Source organism: Microbacterium azadirachtae, assembly GCF_025583665.1.
In the GTDB taxonomy this organism is placed as follows: Bacteria; Actinomycetota; Actinomycetes; order Actinomycetales; family Microbacteriaceae; genus Microbacterium; species Microbacterium azadirachtae.
Genome location: NZ_CP099706.1, coordinates 1,382,949 through 1,406,621, shown reverse-complemented (window position 1 = coordinate 1,406,621; position 23,673 = coordinate 1,382,949). Strand labels below are relative to the sequence as shown.

General features: G+C 71.7%; 24 protein-coding genes. 14 read left to right on the top strand and 10 right to left on the bottom strand.

Going from position 1 to position 23,673, the window contains the following annotated elements; all coding sequences use genetic code 11:
• Positions 1–57: 57 nt before the first annotated feature.
• Positions 58–912, bottom strand: coding sequence for a Rieske (2Fe-2S) protein (locus NFX31_RS06660; RefSeq protein ID WP_262957050.1), 855 nt, complete (start codon positions 910–912; stop codon positions 58–60).
• Between the two features lie 113 nt (positions 913–1,025).
• Here NFX31_RS06660 and NFX31_RS06655 point away from each other — a divergent pair, with 113 nt between their 5' ends.
• From NFX31_RS06655 to NFX31_RS06640, 4 genes are all read left to right on the top strand, one after another.
• A complete protein-coding gene (locus tag NFX31_RS06655; protein ID WP_045252457.1) occupies positions 1,026–1,475 on the top strand; it encodes a YybH family protein in 450 nt (149 codons plus the stop codon).
• Positions 1,476–1,619: 144 nt separating this feature from the next.
• On the top strand, positions 1,620–2,465 hold the full coding sequence (locus tag NFX31_RS06650) for a hypothetical protein (RefSeq protein ID WP_262957049.1): 846 nt from the start codon (positions 1,620–1,622) through the stop codon (positions 2,463–2,465).
• Entirely contained in the window at positions 2,462–4,048 is a 1,587-nt protein-coding gene (locus tag NFX31_RS06645) for a DNA polymerase Y family protein (protein ID WP_045252389.1), read from the top strand. The genes NFX31_RS06650 and NFX31_RS06645 overlap by 4 nt, the downstream gene beginning before the upstream one ends.
• The gene (locus NFX31_RS06640) at positions 4,048–7,566 is read left to right on the top strand and encodes an error-prone DNA polymerase (protein ID WP_262957048.1); all 3,519 of its coding nucleotides are present in this window, start codon (positions 4,048–4,050) and stop codon (positions 7,564–7,566) included. Before NFX31_RS06645 ends, NFX31_RS06640 begins: the two co-directional genes overlap by 1 nt.
• A gap of 66 nt (positions 7,567–7,632) precedes the next feature.
• On the opposite strand, the gene NFX31_RS06635 is transcribed toward NFX31_RS06640, so the two are convergent.
• Both NFX31_RS06635 and NFX31_RS06630 read right to left on the bottom strand, forming a co-directional pair.
• Positions 7,633–8,007, bottom strand: coding sequence for a hypothetical protein (locus NFX31_RS06635; protein WP_052674506.1), 375 nt, complete (start codon positions 8,005–8,007; stop codon positions 7,633–7,635).
• Positions 8,008–8,068: 61 nt separating this feature from the next.
• Positions 8,069–8,596, bottom strand: a complete 528-nt coding sequence (locus NFX31_RS06630) for a flavin reductase family protein (protein ID WP_262957047.1) — start codon at positions 8,594–8,596, stop codon at positions 8,069–8,071.
• Positions 8,597–8,727: 131 nt separating this feature from the next.
• On the opposite strand from NFX31_RS06630, the gene NFX31_RS06625 reads away from it, so the two are divergent.
• Together NFX31_RS06625 and NFX31_RS06620 are read left to right on the top strand one after the other, a co-directional pair.
• Positions 8,728–9,075, top strand: coding sequence for a hypothetical protein (locus NFX31_RS06625; protein WP_091475685.1), 348 nt, complete (start codon positions 8,728–8,730; stop codon positions 9,073–9,075).
• 55 nt (positions 9,076–9,130) lie between these two features.
• Positions 9,131–9,757, top strand: a complete 627-nt coding sequence (locus tag NFX31_RS06620) for a GyrI-like domain-containing protein (protein ID WP_045252393.1) — start codon at positions 9,131–9,133, stop codon at positions 9,755–9,757.
• A gap of 8 nt (positions 9,758–9,765) precedes the next feature.
• Here NFX31_RS06620 and NFX31_RS06615 read toward each other — a convergent pair whose 3' ends face one another.
• Positions 9,766–10,545, bottom strand: a complete 780-nt coding sequence (locus tag NFX31_RS06615) for a thioesterase family protein (RefSeq protein ID WP_091475682.1) — start codon at positions 10,543–10,545, stop codon at positions 9,766–9,768.
• Between the two features lie 180 nt (positions 10,546–10,725).
• On the opposite strand from NFX31_RS06615, the gene NFX31_RS06610 reads away from it, so the two are divergent.
• From NFX31_RS06610 to NFX31_RS06600, 3 genes are read left to right on the top strand one after another with little or no spacing between them, the layout of a single operon-like run.
• On the top strand, positions 10,726–12,204 hold the full coding sequence (locus NFX31_RS06610) for an amino acid permease (protein ID WP_045252395.1): 1,479 nt from the start codon (positions 10,726–10,728) through the stop codon (positions 12,202–12,204).
• A 37-nt stretch (positions 12,205–12,241) separates the two neighbouring features.
• Positions 12,242–12,715 (top strand): carboxymuconolactone decarboxylase family protein, encoded by a 474-nt coding sequence (locus NFX31_RS06605; protein ID WP_045252396.1) that lies wholly within the window; start codon positions 12,242–12,244, stop codon positions 12,713–12,715.
• A gap of 16 nt (positions 12,716–12,731) precedes the next feature.
• On the top strand, positions 12,732–13,106 hold the full coding sequence (locus tag NFX31_RS06600) for a UBP-type zinc finger domain-containing protein (protein WP_091475675.1): 375 nt from the start codon (positions 12,732–12,734) through the stop codon (positions 13,104–13,106).
• A 49-nt stretch (positions 13,107–13,155) separates the two neighbouring features.
• On the opposite strand, the gene NFX31_RS06595 is transcribed toward NFX31_RS06600, so the two are convergent.
• The 4 genes from NFX31_RS06595 to NFX31_RS06580 form a co-directional block, all read right to left on the bottom strand.
• Positions 13,156–13,794 carry a DUF1275 family protein gene (locus NFX31_RS06595; protein ID WP_045252398.1) on the bottom strand — a complete coding sequence of 213 codons (639 nt, stop codon included), beginning with the start codon at positions 13,792–13,794 and terminating at the stop codon, positions 13,156–13,158.
• A gap of 116 nt (positions 13,795–13,910) precedes the next feature.
• On the bottom strand, positions 13,911–14,468 hold the full coding sequence (msrA, locus tag NFX31_RS06590; RefSeq protein ID WP_045252399.1) for a peptide-methionine (S)-S-oxide reductase MsrA: 558 nt from the start codon (positions 14,466–14,468) through the stop codon (positions 13,911–13,913).
• On the bottom strand, positions 14,465–14,947 hold the full coding sequence (msrB, locus tag NFX31_RS06585) for a peptide-methionine (R)-S-oxide reductase MsrB (RefSeq protein WP_045252400.1): 483 nt from the start codon (positions 14,945–14,947) through the stop codon (positions 14,465–14,467). Before msrB ends, msrA begins: the two co-directional genes overlap by 4 nt.
• Positions 14,948–15,072: 125 nt before the next feature.
• On the bottom strand, positions 15,073–15,792 hold the full coding sequence (locus tag NFX31_RS06580; RefSeq protein ID WP_262957046.1) for a hypothetical protein: 720 nt from the start codon (positions 15,790–15,792) through the stop codon (positions 15,073–15,075).
• A gap of 88 nt (positions 15,793–15,880) precedes the next feature.
• Between NFX31_RS06580 and NFX31_RS06575 the strand changes: the two genes are divergently transcribed.
• From NFX31_RS06575 to NFX31_RS06555, 5 genes are all read left to right on the top strand, one after another.
• On the top strand, positions 15,881–16,951 hold the full coding sequence (locus NFX31_RS06575; RefSeq protein WP_262957045.1) for a LacI family DNA-binding transcriptional regulator: 1,071 nt from the start codon (positions 15,881–15,883) through the stop codon (positions 16,949–16,951).
• 178 nt (positions 16,952–17,129) lie between these two features.
• Positions 17,130–18,374 (top strand): MFS transporter, encoded by a 1,245-nt coding sequence (locus NFX31_RS06570; protein ID WP_262957044.1) that lies wholly within the window; start codon positions 17,130–17,132, stop codon positions 18,372–18,374.
• A gap of 28 nt (positions 18,375–18,402) precedes the next feature.
• Positions 18,403–19,191, top strand: a complete 789-nt coding sequence (locus NFX31_RS06565) for an alpha/beta hydrolase (protein ID WP_156156843.1) — start codon at positions 18,403–18,405, stop codon at positions 19,189–19,191.
• Positions 19,188–20,405: an SGNH/GDSL hydrolase family protein gene (locus tag NFX31_RS06560; RefSeq protein WP_262957043.1), complete on the top strand. Its 1,218-nt coding sequence runs from the start codon at positions 19,188–19,190 to the stop codon at positions 20,403–20,405. Before NFX31_RS06565 ends, NFX31_RS06560 begins: the two co-directional genes overlap by 4 nt.
• A gap of 102 nt (positions 20,406–20,507) precedes the next feature.
• Positions 20,508–20,972 (top strand): VOC family protein, encoded by a 465-nt coding sequence (locus NFX31_RS06555; RefSeq protein WP_045252405.1) that lies wholly within the window; start codon positions 20,508–20,510, stop codon positions 20,970–20,972.
• Here the strand turns inward: NFX31_RS06555 and NFX31_RS06550 are convergent.
• Positions 20,944–22,146 (bottom strand): lipid-transfer protein, encoded by a 1,203-nt coding sequence (locus NFX31_RS06550; RefSeq protein ID WP_211256085.1) that lies wholly within the window; start codon positions 22,144–22,146, stop codon positions 20,944–20,946. The genes NFX31_RS06555 and NFX31_RS06550 overlap by 29 nt on opposite strands.
• A complete protein-coding gene (locus NFX31_RS06545; RefSeq protein WP_262957042.1) occupies positions 22,143–23,609 on the bottom strand; it encodes a class I adenylate-forming enzyme family protein in 1,467 nt (488 codons plus the stop codon). The genes NFX31_RS06550 and NFX31_RS06545 overlap by 4 nt, the downstream gene beginning before the upstream one ends.
• Positions 23,610–23,673 lie beyond the last annotated feature (64 nt).

Here is a 23,673-nt window from a genome sequence, read left to right as displayed (position 1 = left end):
TCGCAGATCCGCGGAGCGCGCGTTCCTGCCCTGTGGAGAACCGGGCCGAGGAGCGTTTCAGGCCGAGCGGAGCAGGATCCGCCCGTCCTCGATCTTCGCCTCCCAGCGCGGCTGGGGAACGCTCGCCGGTCCGCGCCGCACCGCGCCGTCGTCGATGCGGAACCGGCTGCCGTGCCACGGGCAGGTGACGCACCCGTCCGCCCCGAGCTCGCCCTCGTCCAGGGGGCCGCCGGCGTGCGTGCAGACGGCCGAGATCGCATGCAGCCGGGCGTTGATGCGCACCAGCAGCACCGGGACGTCGCCCGCCATGACCCGTGTCCGCGCGCCTTCGGCGAGATCGGCGTCTGCGCCCACGTCGATCCAGCGCCGGACCGTCGGCTGGAACGCCGTGTGATTGACCCCGGTGCCGCGCACGAACGACAGGTGGCCGCCGAGATAGGACGAGCCCAGGGTGAGCCCGAGCCCCAGCAGGCTGAGCGCCTTCCCTGCGCCGTGGTGCCCCCGGCGGCGCAGGAGCCACGATGTGATCTGCAGGGCGGAGGCGGTCGCGTTCGCTGCGGCGTGGACGAGTCCCACCCGTTTGGCGGATCCGATCGTGGCCGACCAGTCCGACGCCCCTGCCGCCGCCGTCGGCGCGGATGCGAGGATGCCGAGCCCGACGAGGCGGCGCGAGGCCGCCGGATCCGCCCCCGTGAGGTCGAGCACGGCGGCGGCGCCCCAGGCGCCGATCGGCAGGTCGGTGAGCATCGGGTGCACCTGATGACCGAGCCAGGCTCCGGAGAGCGCGTTCTTCACGGCCGGGGATCGGGTGGCCGCATCCACCCAGCCGCTGAGCTTCTCCGCGGCCGGATCGAGCTCCTTGGTCTTCCCGATCGTCCGGATCAGGGACTGCATCGCCGCTTTCACCCGCATGGGGTCCCTCCTCCGCATCGCGTCGCCGGAACCTCCTGTCTACCCGCGCGGCCGGAGAGGGTCAAAGGGTTGACAGACGGCCCTTGCACGTGCAGCTGGTAGCCTCGCGCTCGATGGATCAGACCTCCCCCGCCGCACTGCATGCGGATGTGCACCGGCTGCTGTCCGCGATGTACGAGGACTACCTGCGCGGTGATCCCGCGGCGATCGACGCCCGTCTCGCCGAGGACGTGACGATCTTCGACTCCGCCGCGGACCCCCTGGTGACCGGCCTGGACGAGCTCGCCGCGCTGCGCCGGAGCAGGGCCTCGAGCCTGTCGGATCCGCCCTCGCCGGCCTGGACGGAGACGGCCCTCACGATCGTCGACCTCGGCGTGCGGGAGATCGGCGGCGTCGTCGTCGCGACGTGGTGGCTGCGAGTGGACGGAACGGATGCGCAGGGGGCCGTGGTCTCCCCCGAGCTGTCCCGCAACACCGCCGTGCTGCGCCGTGATGCGGACTCGGCGCTGCGCATCGCCCATCTGCACGAGGACGTCCGCCAGGAGGCCGGCCCGCTCGTCTGAGCGATGTCGAACTCGATCCGCACCGGCCCGGCGTAGCCGTCCGCCCCTCGCTCCCATTCGATTCGACCATGTCGGATGTACGGATTATCGTCGTCTCTGTCGTTGCAGTATTCGAAGAGATATTCGAGAATGGAGTGCATGGGGATGGCTCTCGCTTCCATGATCGCCCCCGCCGCCGACACCGACGACCGGGTCGCGGATGTGCTGCGCCTGCGCCGGGAGATCACCCGGATGCAGCGACGACGGAGCGACCTGCCGCTGATCCCGGTGCCCACGGCGCTCGAGCCGATCCTGCCCGAAGGCGGCCTCCAGGTCGGCACCGCCTACTCGCTCTCCCCCTCCCCCGGACTCATCGGCGCCCTGCTCGCCGGAGCCTCTCGCACCGGGGCGTGGTGCGCCGCCGTCGGCATGCCCACCCTGGGCGTGGAAGCGCTGGCCGGGCACGGCGTGGATCTGGAGCGACTCCTGCTGGTGCCCGCACCCGGTGCCCGCTGGCTCTCGGTCGTCTCCGCGCTGAGCGAGGTGATCCCGCTCATCGCGGTCCGCCCCTCCACCGCCGTGCGGGAGGCGGAGCTGAGCCGCCTGAACGCCCGGCTGCGGGATCGCGGCTGCACGCTGCTGGTCGTGTCCGGAACCGTCGCGGGCACCCCGGACGCCGGGTTCGCGGGCTGGCCCCAGAGCGAGGGGTCGATCCGCGTCCACGACCCCTGCTGGCAGGGGCTCGGCGACGGCTGGGGAGTCCTGGAGGAATGCGAGGTGACGGTCACCGCGCACACCCGGCGGTCCCCGATCCCGCAGAGCGTGCGCGTGCGGCTGCCCGATCCCCACGGCCGGGTGGAATCCGGTGCTCCCGGCGAGGTCGAGGTCATCGCCCCCGTCACGCCCCGGCTCGTTCCGCTCCCGTCCGCCTCCGCCGATCCGCGGCCGCCCGCGGCCGCCGATGCGCGTCCGTCCGTCGCTGCGCCGGAGCTCCTGGCGGTGGCCGGATGAGCGGCCCCACGCGGGAACCGGTCCGGGTGATCGTGCTGTGGTTCCCCGACTGGCCGCTGCGCGCCGCACTGGGGGCCTCCTCGACCGAGCCCGCGGCGATCCTGCACGCGAACAGGGTCGTCGCCTGCAGCGCGGCGGCGCGGGCGCAGGGGGTGCGGATCGGGCAGCGCCGCCGCGAAGCGCAGGGGCTGCTGCCGAGCCTGCGCATCGTCCCCGCGGATCCGGGCCGCGACGAACGCGCGTTCCTCCCCGTGCTGCGCCTGATCGAGGCGCAGGCCCCCGGCGTGCAGCTGCTCCGCCCCGGTCTCGCCCTGCTCCGCGCCCGCGGGATCGCCCGCTTCCACGGCGGCGAGGCGGAGGCCGCCGGCGCCCTGCACGCCCTGCTCGCGTCGGAAGGGCATCCCGACGTGCGGATCGGGATCGCCGACGGTCCGTTCACCGCCGAGCTCGCCGCGCGCGGGGCGGATCCGGTGCTCGTGGTGGAGGCCGGAGCGTCCGCCGCGTTCCTCGCTCCGCTGCCCGTGCACGCCCTGCAGGATCCGGAGGTGACGGCGCTGCTGCTCCGCCTCGGTGTGCGCACCCTCGGCGAGCTCGCCGCCCTGGGGGCCGCACGGCTGCGGGAGCGCTTCGGCGAGCACGGGGCGCGTCTGCATGCGCTGGCCGCAGGAGCGGACTCCCGCCCCGTGGTTCCACGCCCCCCGGATCCGGAACTCGCCGCGGAGATCGAGTTCGAGACTCCGCTGGCCCAGTCCGACCAGATCGCCTTCGCCGTCCGGCAGAGCGCCGATGCCGTGATCCTCGCCCTCGCGAAGGCCTCTCTGGTGTGCACGGAGGTGCGGATCGACCTCACGGACGACGACGACGAGGTGACCTCGCGCACCTGGCTGCATCCGACATGCTTCGAGGCCTCGGACCTCGTCGACCGGGTGCGCTGGCAGCTGGAGTCGCTGGCCGCCGCCGCGGCCGGGGACGACGACGAGGCGCATCGCTTCCGCGGCATCGCCCGGGTGCGGATCGCCCCGGTGGCCGTCGACGACGCCGCCCATCACCAGCCGGGCCTGTTCGGATCCGGCACCGACGAGCGCCTGCACCACGCGGTCTCACGGGTGCAGACCCTGCTGGGGCACGAGGGCGTGGTCACGGCGATCGTCGCCGGAGGGCGCCTCGTCGCCGACCGGCAGCAGCTCACCCCCTGGGGCGAGCGGGCGGTGCCTGCGCGCCCCGCCGATCACCCCTGGCCGGGACAGCTGCCCGACCCGCTCCCGGCGGAGGTGTTCGTGCCGCCTCGGCCGATCACGGTGACCGCGGCCGACGGCACCCCGGTCTCCGTCGATGCGCGGGGTCTGCTCAGCGCGGCTCCGGCGGCGGTGGACTCCTGCCCGGTGCGGTCCTGGGCAGGGCCGTGGCCGGTGCGGGATCGGCGCGGGGATGCGACGGGAGCGCTCCGCGGCGAGCGCCTGCAGCTCGTCGACGAGCAGGACAGGGCCTGGCTCGTGCTGCATCTCGCCGATGCCGGCGGGGGCGGCGTCGATCCCGAAGAAGATCGCGGCGGGCGATGGCTGGCCGAGGGGAGGTACCACTGATGGGCTTCCACAACCCTGACATGTCCTGGTCGGCGCTCGAGCGCACCCTCAGCGGGAAGGAGCCGCTGCATCAGCAGATCGCCGTGGACGCCCCGTCCCGCATGCACAAGCGCCCGCCGATCCGGCTGGGCCGGATCCCTCGGCCTGCGGACGCCGTGCCCTATGCCGAACTGCACGCCCACTCCTCGTACTCCTTCCTCGACGGGGCCTCCTCCCCCGAGGACCTCATCGCCGAGGCGCAGCGGCTGGGGCTCACCGCCCTCGCGATCACCGACCACGACGGCTTCTACGGAGCCGCGGCCTTCGCCGAGGCCGCGGAATCCCTCCTGAACGCGGAGCAGGACTCGGAGCCGGGGACGACGGAGGCCGATCCCGTCCCGCCGCTGCAGACGGTGTTCGGCGCGGAGCTGTCGCTCCCCGGCTCCGCGCCGGACGAATCCGGCGCCCGGGGAGGCACCGTCCGCCGGCCGCCTCCGGAGCGCCGCGGTCTTCCGGATCCGCTGGGCGAGCATCTGCTCGTGCTCGCCCGCGGAGAGGAGGGATACCACCGGCTGTCCGCCGCGATCACCGAGGCGCAGCTGCGCGGGGGTGAGAAGGGGCGCCCGTTCTATGACATCGAAGCGCTCGCGAACCGCGCGGAGGGACACTGGACGATCCTCACCGGCTGCCGCAAGGGCGCCGTCCGCTCCGCCCTCGAACGAGAAGGACCGGAGGGGGCGGAGCGGGCGCTGCGCACCCTCGTCGACCTGTTCGGCGCGGACCGGGTCGCCGTCGAGCTCATCGACCACGGGGATCCGCGGGACACCCGCCGCAACGACGCCCTCGCCGAGCTCGCCGCCCGCTACCGTCTGCCCGTGGTGGCGACGAACAACGTGCACTACGCCACCCCCGATCGGGCGGAGCTCGCCGAGGCGATCTCCGCGGTGCGCGCCACCCGCAGCATGCGCGAGCTCGAGGGCTGGCTGCCGGCCCATGGCTCGGCCCATCTGCGGTCGGGGGCGGAGATGGCGGCCCGCTTCGCCCGGTATCCGGGGGCGATCGCGCATGGCCTGCAGATCGCCGAGGCGTGCGCCTTCCCGCTGCGTCGCGCCAAACCCGCCCTGCCCACCATGAGCGTGCCTGCGGGCGAGACCCCGATGAGCCACCTGCGCGCCCTCGTCTGGGCGGCGGTGCCCTCGGTCTATCCCGAGGGCGGCCCCAAGGCGCTCACCGCCGAGGGCCGCGCCCGCATCGCCCGCGAGCTGGACGTGATCGAGGAGAAGGACTTCCCCGGCTACTTCCTCATCGTGCACGGGATCGTCACGGAGGCGAAGAGACGAGGGATCCTCTGCCAGGGACGCGGTTCCGCCGCCGCGAGCGTGGTCTGCTATCTGCTCGGCATCACCGCGGTGGATCCGATCCTGTACGGGCTTCCCTTCGAGCGGTTCCTCGCCACGACCCGCACCGAGGAGCCCGACATCGACGTGGACTTCGACTCGGGGCGGCGCGAGGAGATCATCCAGTGGGTCTACGAGGAGTACGGCCGGGAGAACGCGGCGCAGGTCGCGAACGTCATCCAGTACCGTCCGAAGAACGCGGTGCGCGACATGGCCCGCGCCCTCGGGCATTCCCCGGGACAGCAGGACGCCTGGTCGCGTCAAGTGGAGCGCTGGGGGCTGGATCTGAGTCCCGTGCCCGATCACGACATCCCGGAGCAGGTGGTCTCCTACGCCGACGAGCTGCTGCGGGCGCCCCGTCATCTGGGCATCCACTCGGGCGGCATGGTGCTGACCCGGCGGCCCGTCGGCGAGGTCGTCCCGGTCGAGCACGCCCGCATGGACAAGCGCACCGTGATCCAGTGGGACAAGGACGCGGCGGCCTGGATGGGCCTGGTGAAGTTCGATCTGCTGGGGCTCGGGATGCTCTCCGCCCTGCGGCACTGCTTCGACCTGGTCCGCGAGGCCACCGGCGAGGAGTGGACGCTGGACTCGCTGCCCAAGGAGGAGCCCGCGGTCTACGACATGCTCTGCCGCGCCGACACGATCGGAGTTTTCCAGGTCGAGTCCCGCGCGCAGATGGGGCTCCTCCCCCGTCTGCAGCCGCGGGAGTTCTACGAGCTCGCGATCCAGATCGCGCTCATCCGCCCCGGCCCCATCCAGGGCGGCGCGGTGCACCCGTTCGTGCGTCGCAAGCTCGGCAAGGAGACCGTCGTCTACGCGCACCCGAAGCTGAAGCCGGTGCTCGAGCGCACGCTGGGCATCCCGGTGTTCCAGGAACAGCTCATCCAGATGGCGACCACTCTGGGCGACTGCACCGCCGACGAGGCCGACACCCTGCGTCGGGCGATGGGCTCGAAACGGGGGCTGGAGAAGATCGACAGCATCCGGGAGAGCCTGTACTCCGGCATGCGCCGGCACGGGCTGGACGAGGAGACCTCCGACCGCATCTACGCGCAGATCCAGGCGTTCTCCGATTTCGGCTTCGCGGAGTCGCACTCGCTCTCTTTCGCGCTGCTCGTGTATGCGAGCTCCTGGCTGAAGCTGCACTACCCCGCGGCGTTCCTCGCCGGCCTCCTGCGCTCCCAGCCCATGGGCTTCTACTCCGCGGCGACGCTCACCGGCGACGCCCGGCGGCACGGGGTGGAGGTGCGCCGCCCGGACATCCGGCTGTCCGGTGCGGCCGAGACCCTGGAACCCGTCGACCCCGCCGTGACGGGGCGCACCGGTCTGGATGCCTGCGTGCACCAGCGCGCGCCGCGTCCTCCCGGCACGAAGGCGGATCCGTTCGATCCGAAGGCGCCCGACGAGAGCGCGGCGCACCGCAGGGACGGCCGCTTCGCCGTGCGGCTGGGCCTCGCGGGCGTCATCGGGATCGGCGAGAAGACGGCCGAGCGGATCGTGGCCGAGCGCGACGCCCGGGGGCCGTACCGCGACCTGAACGATCTCGTACGGCGCACCGATCTCACCGCCGCACAGGTGGAGGCCCTGGCCACCGCGGGGGCGTTCGACTCCCTCGGCCTGCAGCGCCGGGAGGCGATCTGGCTGGCCGGGTCCGCTGCGGAGGACCGCGCGCGGTATCTGCCCGACACGGTCGTCGCCGTGCAGCCGCCGCTGTTCGGCGATCAGACCAGCTACGAGCTCCTCACCGCCGACCTCTGGGCCACCGGGGTCTCCACCGACGACCATCCGCTCGCCCACTTCCGACCCGAGCTGGACGCACGCGGGGTGCTCACCTCGGCCTCGCTGCGCACCCACGAGAACGGCCGGCGGGTCGAGACGGCAGGGCTGGTGACGCATCGGCAGCGCCCGTCGACGGCGGGCGGGGTCACCTTCCTCAATCTCGAGGACGAGCACGGGCTGGTGAACGTGATCTGCACCCAGGGGGTGTGGATGCGCTACCGCCGGATCGCACGCGAAGCGCCGGCGCTGATCGTGCGCGGCATCCTGGAGCGCTCGCCCGAGGGGGTCACGAACCTGCTCGCCGACGCGTTCGAAGCACTGCAGGTGGGCGTGCCGCACCACTCCCGTGACTTCCAATGAGCCCGGATCCGGTCGCGGCGACTCCGAACGCTTCCACACCGGCGTCTCGCGGTGCCGGTGCCGGTGTCACCAGAAGCGCTCCGGCATCTCGTGCGCACGGCGGTCGGTGCCGCCCCAGTTCGCCGCCTGGTCCCGTGCGTCGTCCGCCGCCTGCTGGGCGCCGCGCAGCGCATCCGCGGCCCCGCGGCGCTCCGCCCCGACGGGGTTGGCGTCCAGCACGAGCTCCGTGACCACCCCCTCGGCCGACGCTTCCACCGTGCACGCCTCGACGCGACCGCGCCAGGGCAGCGCCCCGAGCTCGGGGAGCACGGATCCCGGCACCCGGTAGACGACGCCCGTGGTCAGGTCGCGGATCCGCACGGCGCCGGCGTCCTCGTCGACCGCGATGATGCGCCCGACGCCGAGCGGCGCGCCCAGAGGGAGGATCAGCGTGACGGCCATGCCTCCACCTTCGTTCAGATGGGCCGGGCGGGCAAGACGCACCTGCCGCGCCCGGCCGCGTTCAGCTCTGCGCTGCCAGCGACTCCGTGCTCGAGGAGACGAGGCTGTCGTAGTGCCGATCGACATAGAGCAGCGGCGCGCCGGGGGTGCCCTCGATCACGTCGAGCACATCGAGCAGCACGAGGGACGACGGCCCGACCGGATGCGTCTCGCGGATCGTGCCGCGCACCGCCACCCGCGCGGCGGGCAGGAAGGGCTCCCGGGTGGGCAGCGTGCGGAACCCCTGCTCCGGCGTGAAGCGCGGCTGCCCGGAGCGGGCGAACGCGTCCGCGATCGACTCCTGCCCTGCCACGAGGAAATGCACCAGCGCGCTGGGCGCGGAGAGGATCCCGCCCGCGCTGCCGGTCGCACGGGTGACCGAGAAGACGAGCACGGCGGGGTCGGCGCTCACCGAGGCGACGCTCGACAGCGTGAGTCCGACGGGGCCGTCCGGGGCGACGCCGGTCACCAGCGCCACGCCGGCAGGGTGGTGGCGGAACGCGCCCTTGAACTTCTCGGTGACGTCCTCTTCCAGACCGGGGGTGCTCATCCTGCTTCTCTCTGTCGTTGCCACGGACGCCGCGTTCGCGCCCTGCACTCAACGGTATGCCTGTTCCGAGGGCACCGGATGCGATCCCGTCGCTTGACGTCATCGCCGCGGCTCCATGGCAGGCTGAGATCATGGACGGCTCGAACGACGCCCCCCTCATCCGTGAGCACGGCATGCCCTACAAGCTCGTGTACATCGCCGCCGTCCTGCTGCACACTCCTCTTCTCACGCTCGGCGGCGTCCTGGCCGGGATCGACGTCTTCGTGCAGGCCTCCTGGCTGACCCTGGCTTGGACGGGATCCGCGGCGCTCGGGATCTTCCTCTACGGCCTCGCCAAGGTCATGGATCACGACGATCTGCGCGGCCTGCCCGGCTCGGGCAGAGCCCTGATGTGGGGCCTGCTCGCCATGATCGTGGGGGCGGCGATGGGCGCCGGAGCGGTCCTGCTGTTCGTATTCGTCCGCTCGACCGGGGCGTGACGGCTGCGGGCGGCGATGAGCCATCGATGTCGGTGCCCCCTGCTGGAATGACCCCATGACGACGGCGACGAAGACGGATCTCACCAAGACCCTGGACGGGTATCACGCACGCCTCGGCGAGTTCCGCCTCCTCGAGCTCCCGCCGAGCCGCTATCTCGCGATCGACGGCCATGGAGATCCGAACACGGCGCCCGCCTACGCGCAGGCGCTGGAGGCGCTGTATCCGGTCGCCTATGCGCTGAAGTTCGCGAGCAGACGCGAACTCGACAGGGACTACGTCGTCCCGCCGCTGGAGGGCCTGTGGTGGGCGGAGGACATGGACGCCTTCACAAGCGCCCGGGACAAATCGCGCTGGGACTGGACCATGATGATCCTCGTCCCCGAATGGGTCGGCGATCCTCTCGTCGACGAGGCCATCACGACGGTCCGCACGAAGAAGAGTCCGGCGCGGATCGACGACCTGCGGATCCTGCCGTTGTCCGAGGGGACCTGCCTGCAGACGCTGCACATCGGCTCCTACGACGACGAGGCCCCGCTCCTCCAGCGCCTGCACGACGAAGTGATCCCCGGGCAGGGTCTGCGTCTGGCGGGACTGCACCACGAGATCTATCTGAGCGACGCCCGTCGCGTGGCCCCCGAGAGGCGCCGCACGATCCTGCGCCAGCCGGTCGCCCCGGTCTGATCGTCGCCTCAGGGGCGCATCGGGCGCACCGTGAGGATCTGCTGCACCGTTCCGACCGGGCCGCGCTCGTCGTGCAGCACGGTGTCGGTCAGGCCGAGCCCCGTCGGACCGATCGAGACCGTGGTGTCGAAGCCGATCCACTCGCCCTGCGGCGCGCCGAGCAGGTGGCAGGTGAGATCGACGTTCGGGAAGGCGACCTCTCGGGGCTCCAGACGGAGCGTGAGCCCGTTCGCGAAGTCGACCAGACCCAGCAGGCGGGAGACCGGTCCGATCGGCTCGTCCAGGAGGAGCGGGATCCGCGGCCGCAACCAGGCCCAGGCGTGCCCGGCTTCGCGCTGCCGGCGATGGAATTCCACGCTGCGCACGGCCTCGCCCTGCCAGTGGTCGCCCATCTCCCAGAGGTCCAGCTCGTCTCGGCGCGGCATCGCGGCCAGAGCGCTGCCCGCCAGTTCGCGCGTGTCGACGGCCTGCAGCAGCCAGGCCCGGGCGATGACCGCGGCGCGTCCGTCGTGGCTGAGCACGGCCTCGACGAGCTCGATCGTGCGTCCCGCGCGCCGCAGGCGCACTTCGATGTCGACCCGCTCGATCGGCATCGTGCCGAGGATGTCGTAGGAGATCCGGCCGAGCTGCAGCTCTCCGCCACGCCGATCCAGGTGGTCCTGTTCGATCGCGTGCGCGATGAGCCCGAGAGCCGGCGCGATGTGCTGCTCCTGTGTGCTCCACGCCCCTTCGACCGCTGACGTCGGGCGGAAGGCGGTCGCGCCGAGGCGCTCGAAGTACGCGGACATGATCGGATCCTATGTCTCGCATGACGCCGGCCCCCGCACGACGCCGACGCCGACCCCGGCGCCGCGCCGGCCGGCCGGCCGGGAGGCGTGCGCGTCGGATGCGGATCGCCGTGCACCCTCCCCTGCGCGCGCGACCGGGGGTAGCGTGACGAGGGGGCGCTCGATGAAGGGCGGATCGAGATGAGTACGACCAGCAGCGGCTCGCGCGGGATCTTCCGCAGGAAGCCGATCGATCAGATCGAGGACGAGGACGAGACCGGCGGGCTCAAGCGCGAGCTGGGCCTCTGGCAGCTGACGGCCATCGGCGTCGGCGGCATCATCGGCGCCGGGATCTTCACCCTGGCCGGTGAGGTCGCGCATCAGACGGCCGGGCCCGCCGTGCTGATCTCGTTCCTCATCGCGGGGATCGCCAGTGCGGCCGCCGCGCTCTCCTACGCGGAGTTCGCCGGCATGATCCCGAAGGCGGGATCCGCCTACACGTACGGCTATGCGGTGCTCGGCGAGTTCGTCGGATGGTTCATCGGGTGGGATCTCCTGCTCGAGTACACCGCGATCGTCGCGGTCGTGGCGATCGGGATCTCCGGCTACATCGGCTTCCTGGTGACCCAGCTCGGCGTGCAGCTGCCGGAATGGATGCTCGGCGCCGCGGGCACGGGTCCGGGTCGTGTGGTCGACGTGTTCGCGGTGCTGCTGTGCCTGCTCACGGCGTTCGTGCTGACCAGAGGGATCCGCAGCGCCGCACGCTTCGAGTTCGTCGCGGTGGGCATCAAGGTGCTCATCGTCGTACTGATCATCGTGCTCGGCGTGTTCCACATCGACAGTGCGAACTACCACCCGTACTTCCCGTTCGGCTTCGGCGGGGTGATGACCGGGGCCGCGACGGTGTTCTTCGCGGTGTTCGGCTACGACGCGATGAGCACCGCCGCCGAGGAGTCGAAGGACGCGCGCAAGCACATGCCGAAGGCGATCCTCCTGTCCCTGGCGATCGCGATGGTGCTGTATGTGCTCGCCACCCTCGTGCTGACCGGCATGCAGAACTACACGAAGATCGACCCGAAGAGCGGGTTCGCGAGCGCCTTCGCCTCGGTCGGCCTGGGCGGTGCCGCGAACATCATCGCGGTCGGCGCGATCATCGGCATCATCACGGTGCTGCTGACGTTCATGCTCGGGGTCACCCGCGTGTGGTTCTCGATGAGCCGCGACGGCCTGCTTCCCGAGTGGTTCGCGAAGACGAGTCCCCGGCGCAGGGTGCCGACGCGCGTGACCTGGATCGTGGGCATCGCCTCGGCGGTCCTCGCCGGCGTGGTGCCGATCTCGACGGTCGCCGAGCTGACCAACATCGGGATCCTGCTCGCGTTCGTGGTCGTCTGCGCCTCCGTGATCGTGCTGCGATACCGGCGTCCGGATATCCCGCGGCGGTTCCGTCTGCCGCTCATGCCGGTGGTCCCGGTGGTGGGCGTGATCGCCTCTCTGTGGCTGATCTCCTACCTGCACTGGGAGACGTGGGTCCGTTTCGCGGTGTGGTTCGTGCTGGGGCTCATCGTCTACTTCGCCTATTCGAAGCGGCACTCGCTGCTCTCCCCGGACAGCCCTCGGCACCGGACCGGAGCAGACGACGGGACCGGCCAGGCGGGAACATCGGGACCCGCGATACGTTGATCTCGTCGAGCAGATCGACTCGTACGAGAGGAACAGCATGCGCCCCTACCTGGACAAGGCGATCCCGGAAGCGTGGAAGGCCGCCTCCGCCTACTCGGATGCGGTGGCGAAGGCGACGGCGGAGCACGGCCTCACCACGGCCGAGGCGGAGTTCATCAAGGTGCGCGCCTCGCAGCTCAACGCCTGCGCCTTCTGCCTCGACCTGCACGCGCGCGAGTCCCGTGCGGCGGGCATCACCCAGCAGCAGCTCGACGTGCTGCCGGCCTGGCGCGAGTCCTCGCTGTTCTCCGAGCGGGAGAAGGCGGTGCTCGCGATCGCGGAGGCCGCCACGCGGATGCCGCTCGGCGAGGACGGGGAGGCGGATCTGGCCGCGGCACGCGGCGTTCTCGGCGACGAGGTGTTCGCCGCCGCCGAGTGGGTCGCGCTGACGATCAACATGTTCAACCGGCTCTCGATCCTCAGCGAGCACCCTGTGCGTCCGCGCGACACCGACGGCAACCTCATCCGCTGACCACCACGGAGGCGACATGATCCAGGGAATCGACACACGCAGGCCGCCGTCCGGCCCGGGATGCGTGGAATGCGAACGCGACGGCAGCTGGTGGTTCCACCTCCGGCGATGCACGGAGTGCGGGCACGTGGGCTGCTGCGACGACTCGCTCGGACAGCACGCCAGCGCACACGCCGAGGAGAGCGGACACCGGTTCATCCAGAGCTACGAGCCGGGCGAGGACTGGTTCTGGGACTACCGCACGGCGCAGATGGTCGACGGCCCCGAATTGGCCCCGCCGCGAAGTCATCCGGCGGAGCAGACGGTGCCCGGCCCCCGGGAGCGCGTGCCCGCCGACTGGCAGGACCAGCTGCTCCGGGCCCGATCCGAACGCGCCGGGCGTTCCGGCTGAAGCGTCGTTCCGGCTGAGCGGATCCTGATCGTTCGCAGGGCCGGCTGCGTCAGCGCCGGGCTGCGGCTCCCACGGCCACGGCGAGCGCGGCCAGGGCCAGAGCAGCGGCGAGCAGCGCCCCGTCCCCCAGCCAGCGGTGTGCCGCCGCCCCCGCCACGGCTCCCGCCGCCAGGGACGCCCAGAGCAGCAGCGGACGGCGCCATGCGGTCGAGGATCGGCCGGTGACCAGCGCGGCGAGCGCGAGGCCGAGGCTCACCAGGGTCCCGGTGGCGTAGGTGATGGCGATCCGGGCGCGTCCGTCGGCGAGATACAGCGTGTTCAGGGCGCCCATGGCGGCGGCGAGCAGCGCGAACCGCCACTCCGAATGGGGGACGACGAAGCCCACGATCGCGCAGAGGGCGACCGCAGCCGCACTGCCTGCGACGACGACGCCCCGACGCTGGGCGCGCGCACCCACCACGACGCCTCCCGCGGCCACTCCCGCCACGAAGGCCACGACGAGCCCGAGCGGGAGCAGGGCGCGCAACGGGCCGTCCGCCCACACCTCGACGCCGGCTTGGGTCGAGTTGCCGCTCATGAAGGAGACGAACAGCCCACCGGTCTCGATGAACCCGACGGCGTCGACGTATCCTGCCACGCCGCTGAGCGCCAGCGAGAGCGCGAGCCCGCGCCGGGAGACCTCCCTCATGCCGTCCGTCCGTTCACTCGCACGGGTCCATCCTGCGGTCCGGCGGCGACCCGCGGCAAACCGGACGACATCGGGCCCGCCGGAGGATCCGACGGGCCCGACAGAGGACGATGCTGTTACGAGGCCGCGACCTCGTCCCGACGCGGCAGCACCCAGCCCGCGCGCGGGAAGTGGCACGTGTAGCCGTCGGGGTAGCGCACCAGGTAGTCCTGGTGCTCGGGCTCGGCCTCCCAGAACGGGCCGGACGGCTCGATCGTGGTGACGGCCTTGGCCGGCCACAGCCCGGAGGCGTCGACGTCGGCGATGGTGTCGCGCGCGACCCGCTCCTGCTCCGGACTCAGCGGGAAGATCGCCGAGCGGTAGCTGGTGCCGATGTCGTTGCCCTGACGGTTCAGCGTCGACGGGTCGTGGATCTGGAAGAAGAACGAGAGGATGTCGCGGTACGTCGTCTTCGAGGGATCGAAGACGATCTCGACGGCCTCCGCGTGGCCGGGGTGGTTCCGGTACGTGGCGTGGTCGTTGCTGCCGCCGGTGTACCCGACGCGCGTGCCGAGCACTCCGGGCTGGCGGCGGATCAGATCCTCGACGCCCCAGAAGCAGCCGCCCGCGAGTACGGCGGTCTCGGCGCCCGGGACCTGGGTGATGGATCCGGTGTCGGCGGGTCCGCTGGTCATGATGCGTTCTCCTCTGCGGTCTGCGGGGTGGTGGTCTCGAACAGTCCACGGTACGCGCCGTAGCCCTGCTCCTCGAGCTCGGCCGCGGGCACGAAGCGCAGCGCCGCCGAGTTCATGCAGTATCTCAGGCCCCCGGCGTCGCGCGGGCCGTCGTCGAAGACGTGGCCGAGGTGGCTGCCCGCTCCTGCGGAGATCGCCTCGGTCCGCACCATGCCGAAGGTGCGATCCGTCTTGGTGGTCACGGCATCGGACTCGATCGGCCGGGTGAAGCTCGGCCAGCCCGTGCCGCTGTCGAACTTGTCGGTGGACGAGAACAGCGGCTGTCCCGACACCACGTCGACGTAGATGCCCGCGTCGTGGTTGTTCCAGTACTCGTTGCGGAACGCCGGCTCGGTGCCGCCCTCCTGGGTGACCCGGTACTGATGCTCGGTCAGGGCGTTCAGCGCCTCGGCCGTGCGGCGGTAGTCGGTGGGGTTCATCGTGGTGCTCCTCCTCTGACGCCGCTGGCTGCGGCGTCATCAGAGAGAACGAGCACGACTCCGGTTTTGGTCCCGCGAAGCTGTGCGCCGACTGTGAGTTTCCGCGTTCTGCCGGCGATGGGCGGCTACCGGAGTCGCGCGCGTGCACCCGGCACCGCGCGCCACTGCCGCGGCCACTCCTCGCTCGGGCTCAGAGGCTCGTAGCTGCGCCACGCGGAGGTGTAGCGGTAGCCGGCGTACCAGACCGCGGCCGCGACGATGCAGAGCCCGACCACCACGCCGCCGATGACGGCGACCGGGATCGAAGCCCGCAGAGCGGTGCACAGGCCGCCGGCGAACATGCCGGACACGACGGCGTTCACGAGGATGCTCAGCATCGACGAGGAGCCGAGCACCTGCTCCCCCGCGCCGCGGTGACGGAAGAACGAATAGGTCACGCGCATCCCCAGCTCGTCGTCGTGCACCGAGTCGAGGAAGAACGCGGCCACGCCCGGGTCGATGCCGGCGTACGCGGCGCGGATCCGGTTCATCGCGGTCACATACATGAAGTCCTCCTCCGAGACGGCGAGCACACGCAACAGTGTGAGGAGGCCGACAGCCGAGAGGAACCCGAGGATGCCGAGTGCCGCGGCGGGGAACCAGTCCGCGAAGTGCGAGGCCTGTCCGAGCAGCCCGATCGTCACGAGCCCTGCGGACACGAGGGTGAGATGGATCGTGATGCGCGTGAGCACCTCGCTCTGCGCGGTGCTCCGCGCGGCGAGCAGCCCCCAGTGCTCGGTCGCGAGGATCTGCAGCCGGCGCGCCAGGGCCGCGTCGGCGCCGCCGTCGTCGGCATGCGTCGCCATGCCTCATGGTCCCACCGCGGCCACAGCAGCGGAAGGGTCCCCGGGCGGCGCTCGCCCGCCCTTATCCTGAAGAGGTTGAGGAGGGCGGATGGCTTCGAGCGATGGCCAGGGCGGTTCCCGGCGCGTCACGCTGACCGAGGTCGCCCGCCGCGCGGGGGTGTCGAGGTCGGCGGCGTCCTTCGCGCTCAACGGGCGCACGGATCTGCGCATCTCCGAAGAGACCTCCGCGCGCGTGCGCCGTGCGGCCGAGGAACTCGGCTACAGCCCCAACACGACGGCGCGGACGCTGCGCACGGGCAAGTCGGGCACCGTCGCGCTCATCTCGGACTTCATCGGCACGACCTCGTTCGCGAACGCGATGGTGCGCGGCGCGCTGCAGACGCTCCGCGATGCGGACACGCTGCTCTACACGGTCGACACGCAGGGCGACCCCGACGTCGAGGCGAAGCTGCTGCAGAACCTCCTCGACCGGGACGTCGACGGCTTCCTGTACGCCTCGATGTTCACGCGCCAGGTCGACGTCCCGCCGCTCACGCGGAACGCGCCGCTCGTGCTGCTGAACTGCGCGTCCCCCGACATCCCCGCGGTGATCCCGGATGAGCGCGGTGCCGGCGAGACCGCGGCAGCGGCCCTTCTCGACGCCGGCCATCGCGACGCGATCTGGTTCGTCGGATCCTTCCCGCCGGGGTTCACCGGCGCCGCAGTGTGGAACGGCTGGAGTCCGCTCGCCCTCACGGAGCGGCTCGACGGGATCCAGGCCCGGCTCGCCGCTGCGGGGACCGCCCTGGCGGGCACGGCGCCGATCGAGACCGATTGGGACGTCGAGAACGGCCGCGCCGCCGTCACCCGCCTCCTCGGCTCCGGCGCCCGGCCGTCCGCGCTGATCTGCGCCAACGACGCGCTCGCGGTCGGCGCCTATCACGCGCTCTCTGTCGCGGGGCTGCAGGTCCCCGAGGACGTCTCGGTGATCGGGTTCGACGGCAGCGCTCTGACGCAGGCCGTGCTCCCCCGGCTGACCTCGGTGGCGCTGCCCTACGAGGAGCTCGGCAGGATCGCGGCAGGGATGCTGCTCCAGGGCGATCCTGCGTCGCGTCCCCACCGGGTTCCGATGCCTCTGGTCCCGGGCGCCTCGATCGCTTCTCCCGCTCCGCGCGACTGATCTCGTCCGCGCCGCATCCCCCGCGACTTGACAGGTGCTATACCCGTATAGCACCATGACGTGACGCGGTGAGCGAGGGGGCCAGGACCGCGACCGGCTACGAAGGAGTATTCGCATGTTCACATCAAGGTCCGGCAGAGGCTCTCTGAGCGCATGGTGGGTCGGATTCGTCTGCGGTATGGCCACGTTCGTCGACACCGGCGTGACCACCGGCATCCCGATCGCCCTGGTCCTGTTCCAGGCGCCGGGCGCCGGGCAGCCCGGTCTCACCCCGAACGACGTGGGCCTGCTCACCGGCGTGCTCACCGCGGGCGTCGCGATCGGCTCGCTGCTCGGCGGCCGTCTCGGAGACCGCTGGGGGCGCCGCACGGTGTTCCTGCTGACCATGGCCGTCATCGTGCTCGGCGCAGCCGCGCCGCTGCTCGGCCTGGGTCTCCCCCTGCTCGTGATCGGGATCTCGCTCGTCGGGATCGGCGTCGGCGCCGACCTGCCGGTCGCCCTCGCGACCATCGCCGAGGCGGCTCAGGACCGCAATCGCGGCAAGATCCTCGTCTTCTCCAATCTGCTCGGCGGATTCGGGATCCTGCTGGCCGTGCTGCTGGCCATCAACGTCGGCGCGGCAGGCCCGCGCGGAGGCCTGATCATCTTCGGCGTCTTCGCCGCCATCGCACTCGGCGTGCTCGCCCTGCGGCTCACCATCCCGGAGTCGGCCGCCTGGCTGACCGCGCGGGACGAACGACGCGCGGGGGTCCACACCGTGCGCGCGGAACGCGGACGCCTCCGCGACTTCGCGCGCCCCGCGTACCGCCGCCCGTTCCTGACGCTGATCGGCTACTACACCCTCGCCGCGATGGCCACGAGCGTGGCCGGCAGCTTCGGCACCTTCGTCGCGGTCAACGTCTCGCACGCCTCGATCGCGGAGTACAACTCCTGGACGATCCTCGCGATGCCCGCAGCCGTCGTCGGCGCGCTGTGGTTCATGGCCGTGGTGGACACGCGACTGCGGATGTCGTACTACGTCATCGGTGCGGTCGGCGTGGTCGTGGCCAACCTGCTCCCCGTCTTCCTGAACTTCACGCTCCTGTCGATCATCATCGCCACGGTGTCCACCGTGTTCTTCGGCGCGTTCTGCTTCGAGACGATCATGAAGGTCTGGACCCAGGAGTCGTTCCCCACGATGCTCCGCGCCACGGCTCAGGGCACGATCTACGCCGTCTCCCGGTTCGCCACGGCGGCCCTGAACATCGTCACGCCCGCCCTCGTGCTCCTCAACCCGAGCATGCTGTACATCGGCGTCGCGGTGCTCGCCGGAGCGGGCTTCCTCGTGGGGTGGCTCGGTTTCCGCCGGAACACGCGCAACGAGTTCGATCTCGAGACCGAGCTCGTGACGTCCGCACTCCAGACCCAGGCGCGAGCGGCATGACGCTCCGCCTCCCGCGAAAGGACGCGCCATGATCACCGTCACCCCGTTCGAGGCGCTTGCCGAGGGCATCCGACTGCGCGGCGCGCAGTATCTGCCGGCGGGCCCCGGTCCCTTCCCCACCGCCGTGCTCTTCCACGGCTTCGGCGCCTCGCACGTCGAGTTCTCCTCGGTGTTCGTCGCGCTCGCGAGGCGCCTCGCAGAAGCCGGATTCGCCGCCGTCGCATACGACCGCGCGGGCCACGGCGAGAGCGACGGCGAGTTCTACGACACCTCGGTGTCGAGGGACGTCCGTCACGCCCACCAGGTGCTCGCGGCGATCGCGGATCTGGACACGGTCGACGCGCACGATCTCCACCTCGTCGGCATGAGCCTCGGTGCCGTGATCGCCTCCGTGGTGGCGGCCGAGACCGATCTCGCGCTGCGGTCTCTCACCCTCTGGTCCACCGCAGCAGTGTTCGCCGACGAGATCCGCGGGGGCACCCTGCAGGGTCGATCGCTCGACACGCTCGACACCGAGGGCTACTTCGACTTCCTCGGCATGCGCCTGGGCCCCGCAATGCGTGACGACGCGCTCACCTTCGACGTCTACGGGAGAGCCTCCGGCTATGCCGGCCCCGCACGGCTGCTGCACGGGACCGACGACTTCGTCCCGGTCGGCTACGCCGAGCGCTACCTCGACGTGTACGGAGAGCGCGCCGATCTGATCGTCGTGGACGGAGCGGATCACGGCTGGGCGCAGGTGCCCCAGCGCGACATCCTGCTCTCGCGCACCACCGAGTTCATCCGCGACCACAGCCGCCGAACGGAGACCGAATGACCACCTCAGACCACGGCACCTCAGACCACGGCACCGTCGTGTCGCTCCCGAACGGGAGCGTGCGCGTGGAGGGCCACCTCGACCTGGTCGCCACGGCGGACGGCATCCGTCCGGTGCGGATCCCGGTGCGCCACTGGACGCATTTCCCTCCCGCCGGTGAGGTGCTGCGCGCCATGGCCTCGAGCGCGAGCGGCGTGCGGCTGCGCGTGGAGACCGAGGCGACGCGCCTGACGCTGCGCGTCCGCTGCACCCGCATCCGGATCGCTGAGGCGGTGCGCCCGGGAGACGCCTTCGTCGCCCGCGTCGACGGCGTGGACGTCGCCGTCGCGGCGGCGCCCGACACCCAGACCCTCGCGATCTCGCCCGCGGGCGACGAGGCCGCTCTGGTCTCGCACGCCGGGGACTCGCTGATCGAGCTCGCCCCGCTTCCCGCAGGGCGGAAGGTCGTCACCGTCTTCCTGCCGCAGGGCATGACCGTCGACCTCCTCGACATCGTGGGCGATGCCGACGTGACGGCTGCTGCCCCGAGCGGTCGCCCGGTGTGGGTGCACCACGGCAGCTCCATCAGCCACGGTGCAGAGGCCGAGCTGCCCACGAGCGTGTGGCCCGTGGTCGCCTCGGAGCTCGCGGAGCTCGATGTCGTCAACCTCGGGTTCGGCGGCCACTGCATGCTCGACCCCTTCGTCGCCGACGCCATCGCCGCAGCTCCCGCCGATCTCATCTCGCTCAAGGTGGGCGTCAACATCGTCGGCGCGCGAGCGATGGATCAGCGGACCTTCGTGCCGGCGCTGCACGGATTCATCGATCGGATCCGCGCCGGCCATCCCGACACCCCGCTCGTCCTGTGCTCCTCGATCCTGTGGCCGGGCAGCGACGACACCCCGGGACCCAGCGACGTGGAGTTCTTCGACGACGGCGGCATCCGCTGCTTCACCGCGGGCGACCCCGCCGACATCGGCAAGGGCGCGCTGACCCTCGCCGAGTCCCGCCGCCACATCGAGCACGTCGTCGAGGTCCGCCGTGCCGCGGGCGAGAACATCTCCTACCTCGACGGGCTCGCCCTGTACGGCCCGGGCGACGTCGAGCGGCACCCGCTTCCCGACTCCCTGCACCCCGACACGGCCCTCTACGAGGAGATCGGTCGCCGATTCGCCCAGCGCGTCTTCGGCGACGAGGGCCTCTACCCGAGAGCGGCGATCGGCCGCACGGCGTAGCAGCGGTGCCGGGGAGACGCGGGGAAGGTGCGGAGCGGGTCCGTGCCCTCCCCGCACTGTCGCCACGGATCCGCCGCGCCCCGGAACGGGCAGGATGAGGGGATGACATCGCTCACGCCGTCCCCCAAGCAGCTGCGCCTGATCATCGAGACCGACGACTTCGACAGCGCCCTCCGGTTCTACCGCGATGTGCTCGGCATGCCCGAGCAGCTCGCCTTCGCGACCGAGGGCGACGACCGCGTCGCGATCCTGCACGCCGGGATCGCGACGATCGAGCTCGCCACCCCCACGCACGCGGAGAACATCGACGACGTCGAGGGCGCCCCGCACAGCCCGGGGACGCTGCGGATCGCCCTGGAGGTCGACGACACCGAGGAGGCCGTCGCGGTCGCGCGCCAGGCCGGCGCCGACGTGATCGCCCCGCCGGTGAAGACCCCCTTCCAGAGCCTCAACGCCCGGGTCCAGGGCCCGGCCGGCTGGCAGGTGACGTTCTTCCAGGAGCTGGAGACGCTGGAGGAGCGCGCGTCGCGCGACGGCTTCACGACCGACGACGCGCGGACCCGCTGACCGCGGCGCCGACGCGCTCGTAGAGCGTGACGACGCAGGCGCTGCCGAGGCCGAGGTTGTGCTGCAGGGCCAGCGTCGCGCCGTCCACCTGACGCTCCCCCGCGCGTCCGCGGAGCTGCTGCACGAGCTCGGTGCATTGGGCGAGCCCCGTCGCGCCGAGCGGGTGCCCCTTCGACAGCAGACCTCCGGACGGATTCGTCACGACCCGACCCCCATACGTGTTCTGCCCGTCGCGGACGAAGCGCGCCGCCGTCCCCTCCGGCGTGAGCCGGAGCGCCTCGTACGAGATCACCTCGTTCGCAGTGAAGCAGTCGTGCAGCTCGACGACCGGGATCTCCTCGGGCGCGACGCCGGCCGCCTCGTAGACGGCGTCCGCCGCGCGGCGCGCGATCCCGGCCCCGATCAGCGCCATCGGGTCGCCCTCGAACGAGTCGGCGCGATCGCTCGTCATCGCCTGGGCGCGGATCCGCACGCCTGCGTCGAGGCCGCGCGCACGGGCGAAGTCCTCGGAGCACAGCACCGCGGCCGCCGCCCCGCAGGTGGGAGGGCAGCACTGCAGACGGGTCAGCGGGCCGAACACATGGGGCGAGGCCAGCACCTCCTCGATCGTCACCGGATCGCGGAAGACCGCGGCCGGGTTCGCCCGCGCGTGCCGGCGGGCCTTGACGGCGACCTCGGCGAACAGCGAGACATCGGCGTCGTACCGATCGAGATAGGCCCGGCCGGCGGCCCCGAAGAAGCGCGCGGCGACCGGCGCCTCCGTCTCCTCCGGCCCGAGCAGCTCCGTGAACCGCCAGAGCGCATCCGGACGGTCCGCGTAGGTCGGCGCGATCGCGCCGCGCGCCATCTGCTCGAAGCCGACCACGAGCACACAGTCCGCCGTCCCTGAGAGGATCGCCTGGCGGCCGAGCCACAGCGCGGTGGATCCGCTCGCACACCAGTTGTTCACGTTCACGACGGGGATCCCGGTGGGGCCGAGTCCGTAGAGGGCGGTCTGGCCCGCGGCGGAGTCGGCATAGACGTATCCCGCGTAAGCCTGTCCGACGTCCTCGATGCCGATCCCCGCGTCGGCGAGCGCGCGCCGAGCCGCCTCGGCACCCATCGCGTCGTAGGTCCCGCTGGTACGGGGCGTCGCGAACGGGATCATGCCGACGCCCGCGACGACGACGCTCACACCCGCTCCCGGAGCATGCGCCGCAGCGTCGGCTTGTCGATCTTGCCCACGGCGTTCTTCGGCAGCTCGGCGAGGATCTCGATCACCTCCGGCTGCTTGAAGCGGGCGAGGAGGCGTGCGGCGTGGGCGGACAGCTCCGGCGCGTTCGCCGGCGATCCCGGCACGAGCGACACGAAGGCGACGGGCACCTCTCCGAGCACCTCGTCGGCGCGCCCCACCACCGCCGCCTCGTGCACATCGGGATGCGTGTAGAGCGCGTTCTCGATCTCCTTCGGATACACGTTCTCCCCGCCGCGGATGATCATGTCCTTGATCCGGTCCACGATGCGCAGGTAGCCGTCGTCGTCGAAGCAGCCGATGTCGCCCGTGTGCAGCCGACCGTCGACGATCGTCCTGGCGGTCTCATCCGGGCGCCTGAGATAGCCGGCCATGACGACCGGTCCGGAGATCACGACCTCGCCACGCTCCCCCGTCGGCACCGCACGGCCGTCGGCATCGACGACCTCCACACGCTGCCCCGGGAGGGGGAGCCCGACCGTCCCCGGCTTGCGGGGCCCGCGGAGCGGGTTGATCGTGGACGCCGTGGTGCTCTCGCTCAGCCCGTAGCCCTCGACGATCGTGACCCCGAACCGCGTCTCGAACCTCTCGATCGCCTCGACCGGCATGGGCGCGGCGCCGCAGACCGCGAAGCGGAGGGACGAGGTGTCCGGGCGGACGTCCTCCGGCAGGGTCGACAGGAGCGCGTAGATCGCCGGGACGGCGGAGAAGTACGTCGGCCGCACACGCTCGACGTCGTCGAAGAACCGGTCCCGCGCGAAGCGTCCGGTGATGGTGACACGCCCGCCCGCGCGGAGCGGCGTGAGCGTGCCCAGCACAATCCCGTTGGCGTGGAAGAGCGGCAGCACGAGCAGGCTGTGGTCCTCGGGGCCGAGCTCGAACCACTCCGCGAACGAGACGGTCATCGCGTCGAGGTTCGCATGCGTGAGCATGACCCCTTTCGGGCTGCCCGTCGTCCCGCTCGTGTAGATGAGCAGCGCGAGATCCGACGCGGGCCTTGCGCGGCGATCCGGCAGATCCTCGATGCGCCCCGCGGCCAGTTCGGCCAGGAGCATCGTCGGCGCGCCGAGCTCACGACCGCGCTCCTCGCCGTCGGTGACGACCAGTCGCGCCCCGGCGTCCTCGACCTGGTACCGCGCCTCGGCCGCGCCGAGCACCGGGTTGATCGGCGTCACGACCGCGCCGATCCGCCACGCGGCGAACAGCGCGATGATCAGCTCCACCCGGTTGGGCAGCAGCACCGCCACCACGTCCCCCTCCGCGATCCCCCGGGCGGCGAGCGCCGCGGCCGCGCGCTCGGTGCGGTCGAGGAACGCCGCGTTGTCCAGCGCGCCGGTGTCATCGGCGAGCGCGGGACCGTGAGGATCGACCAGCGCCCGCCCGTGCGGCAGATCGGTGAAATGCATGTTGCCCCCTTGGGGGCGGCGCCGTCACCGGCGCCGCCCGATCATCGGTGATGTCGTGACGAGC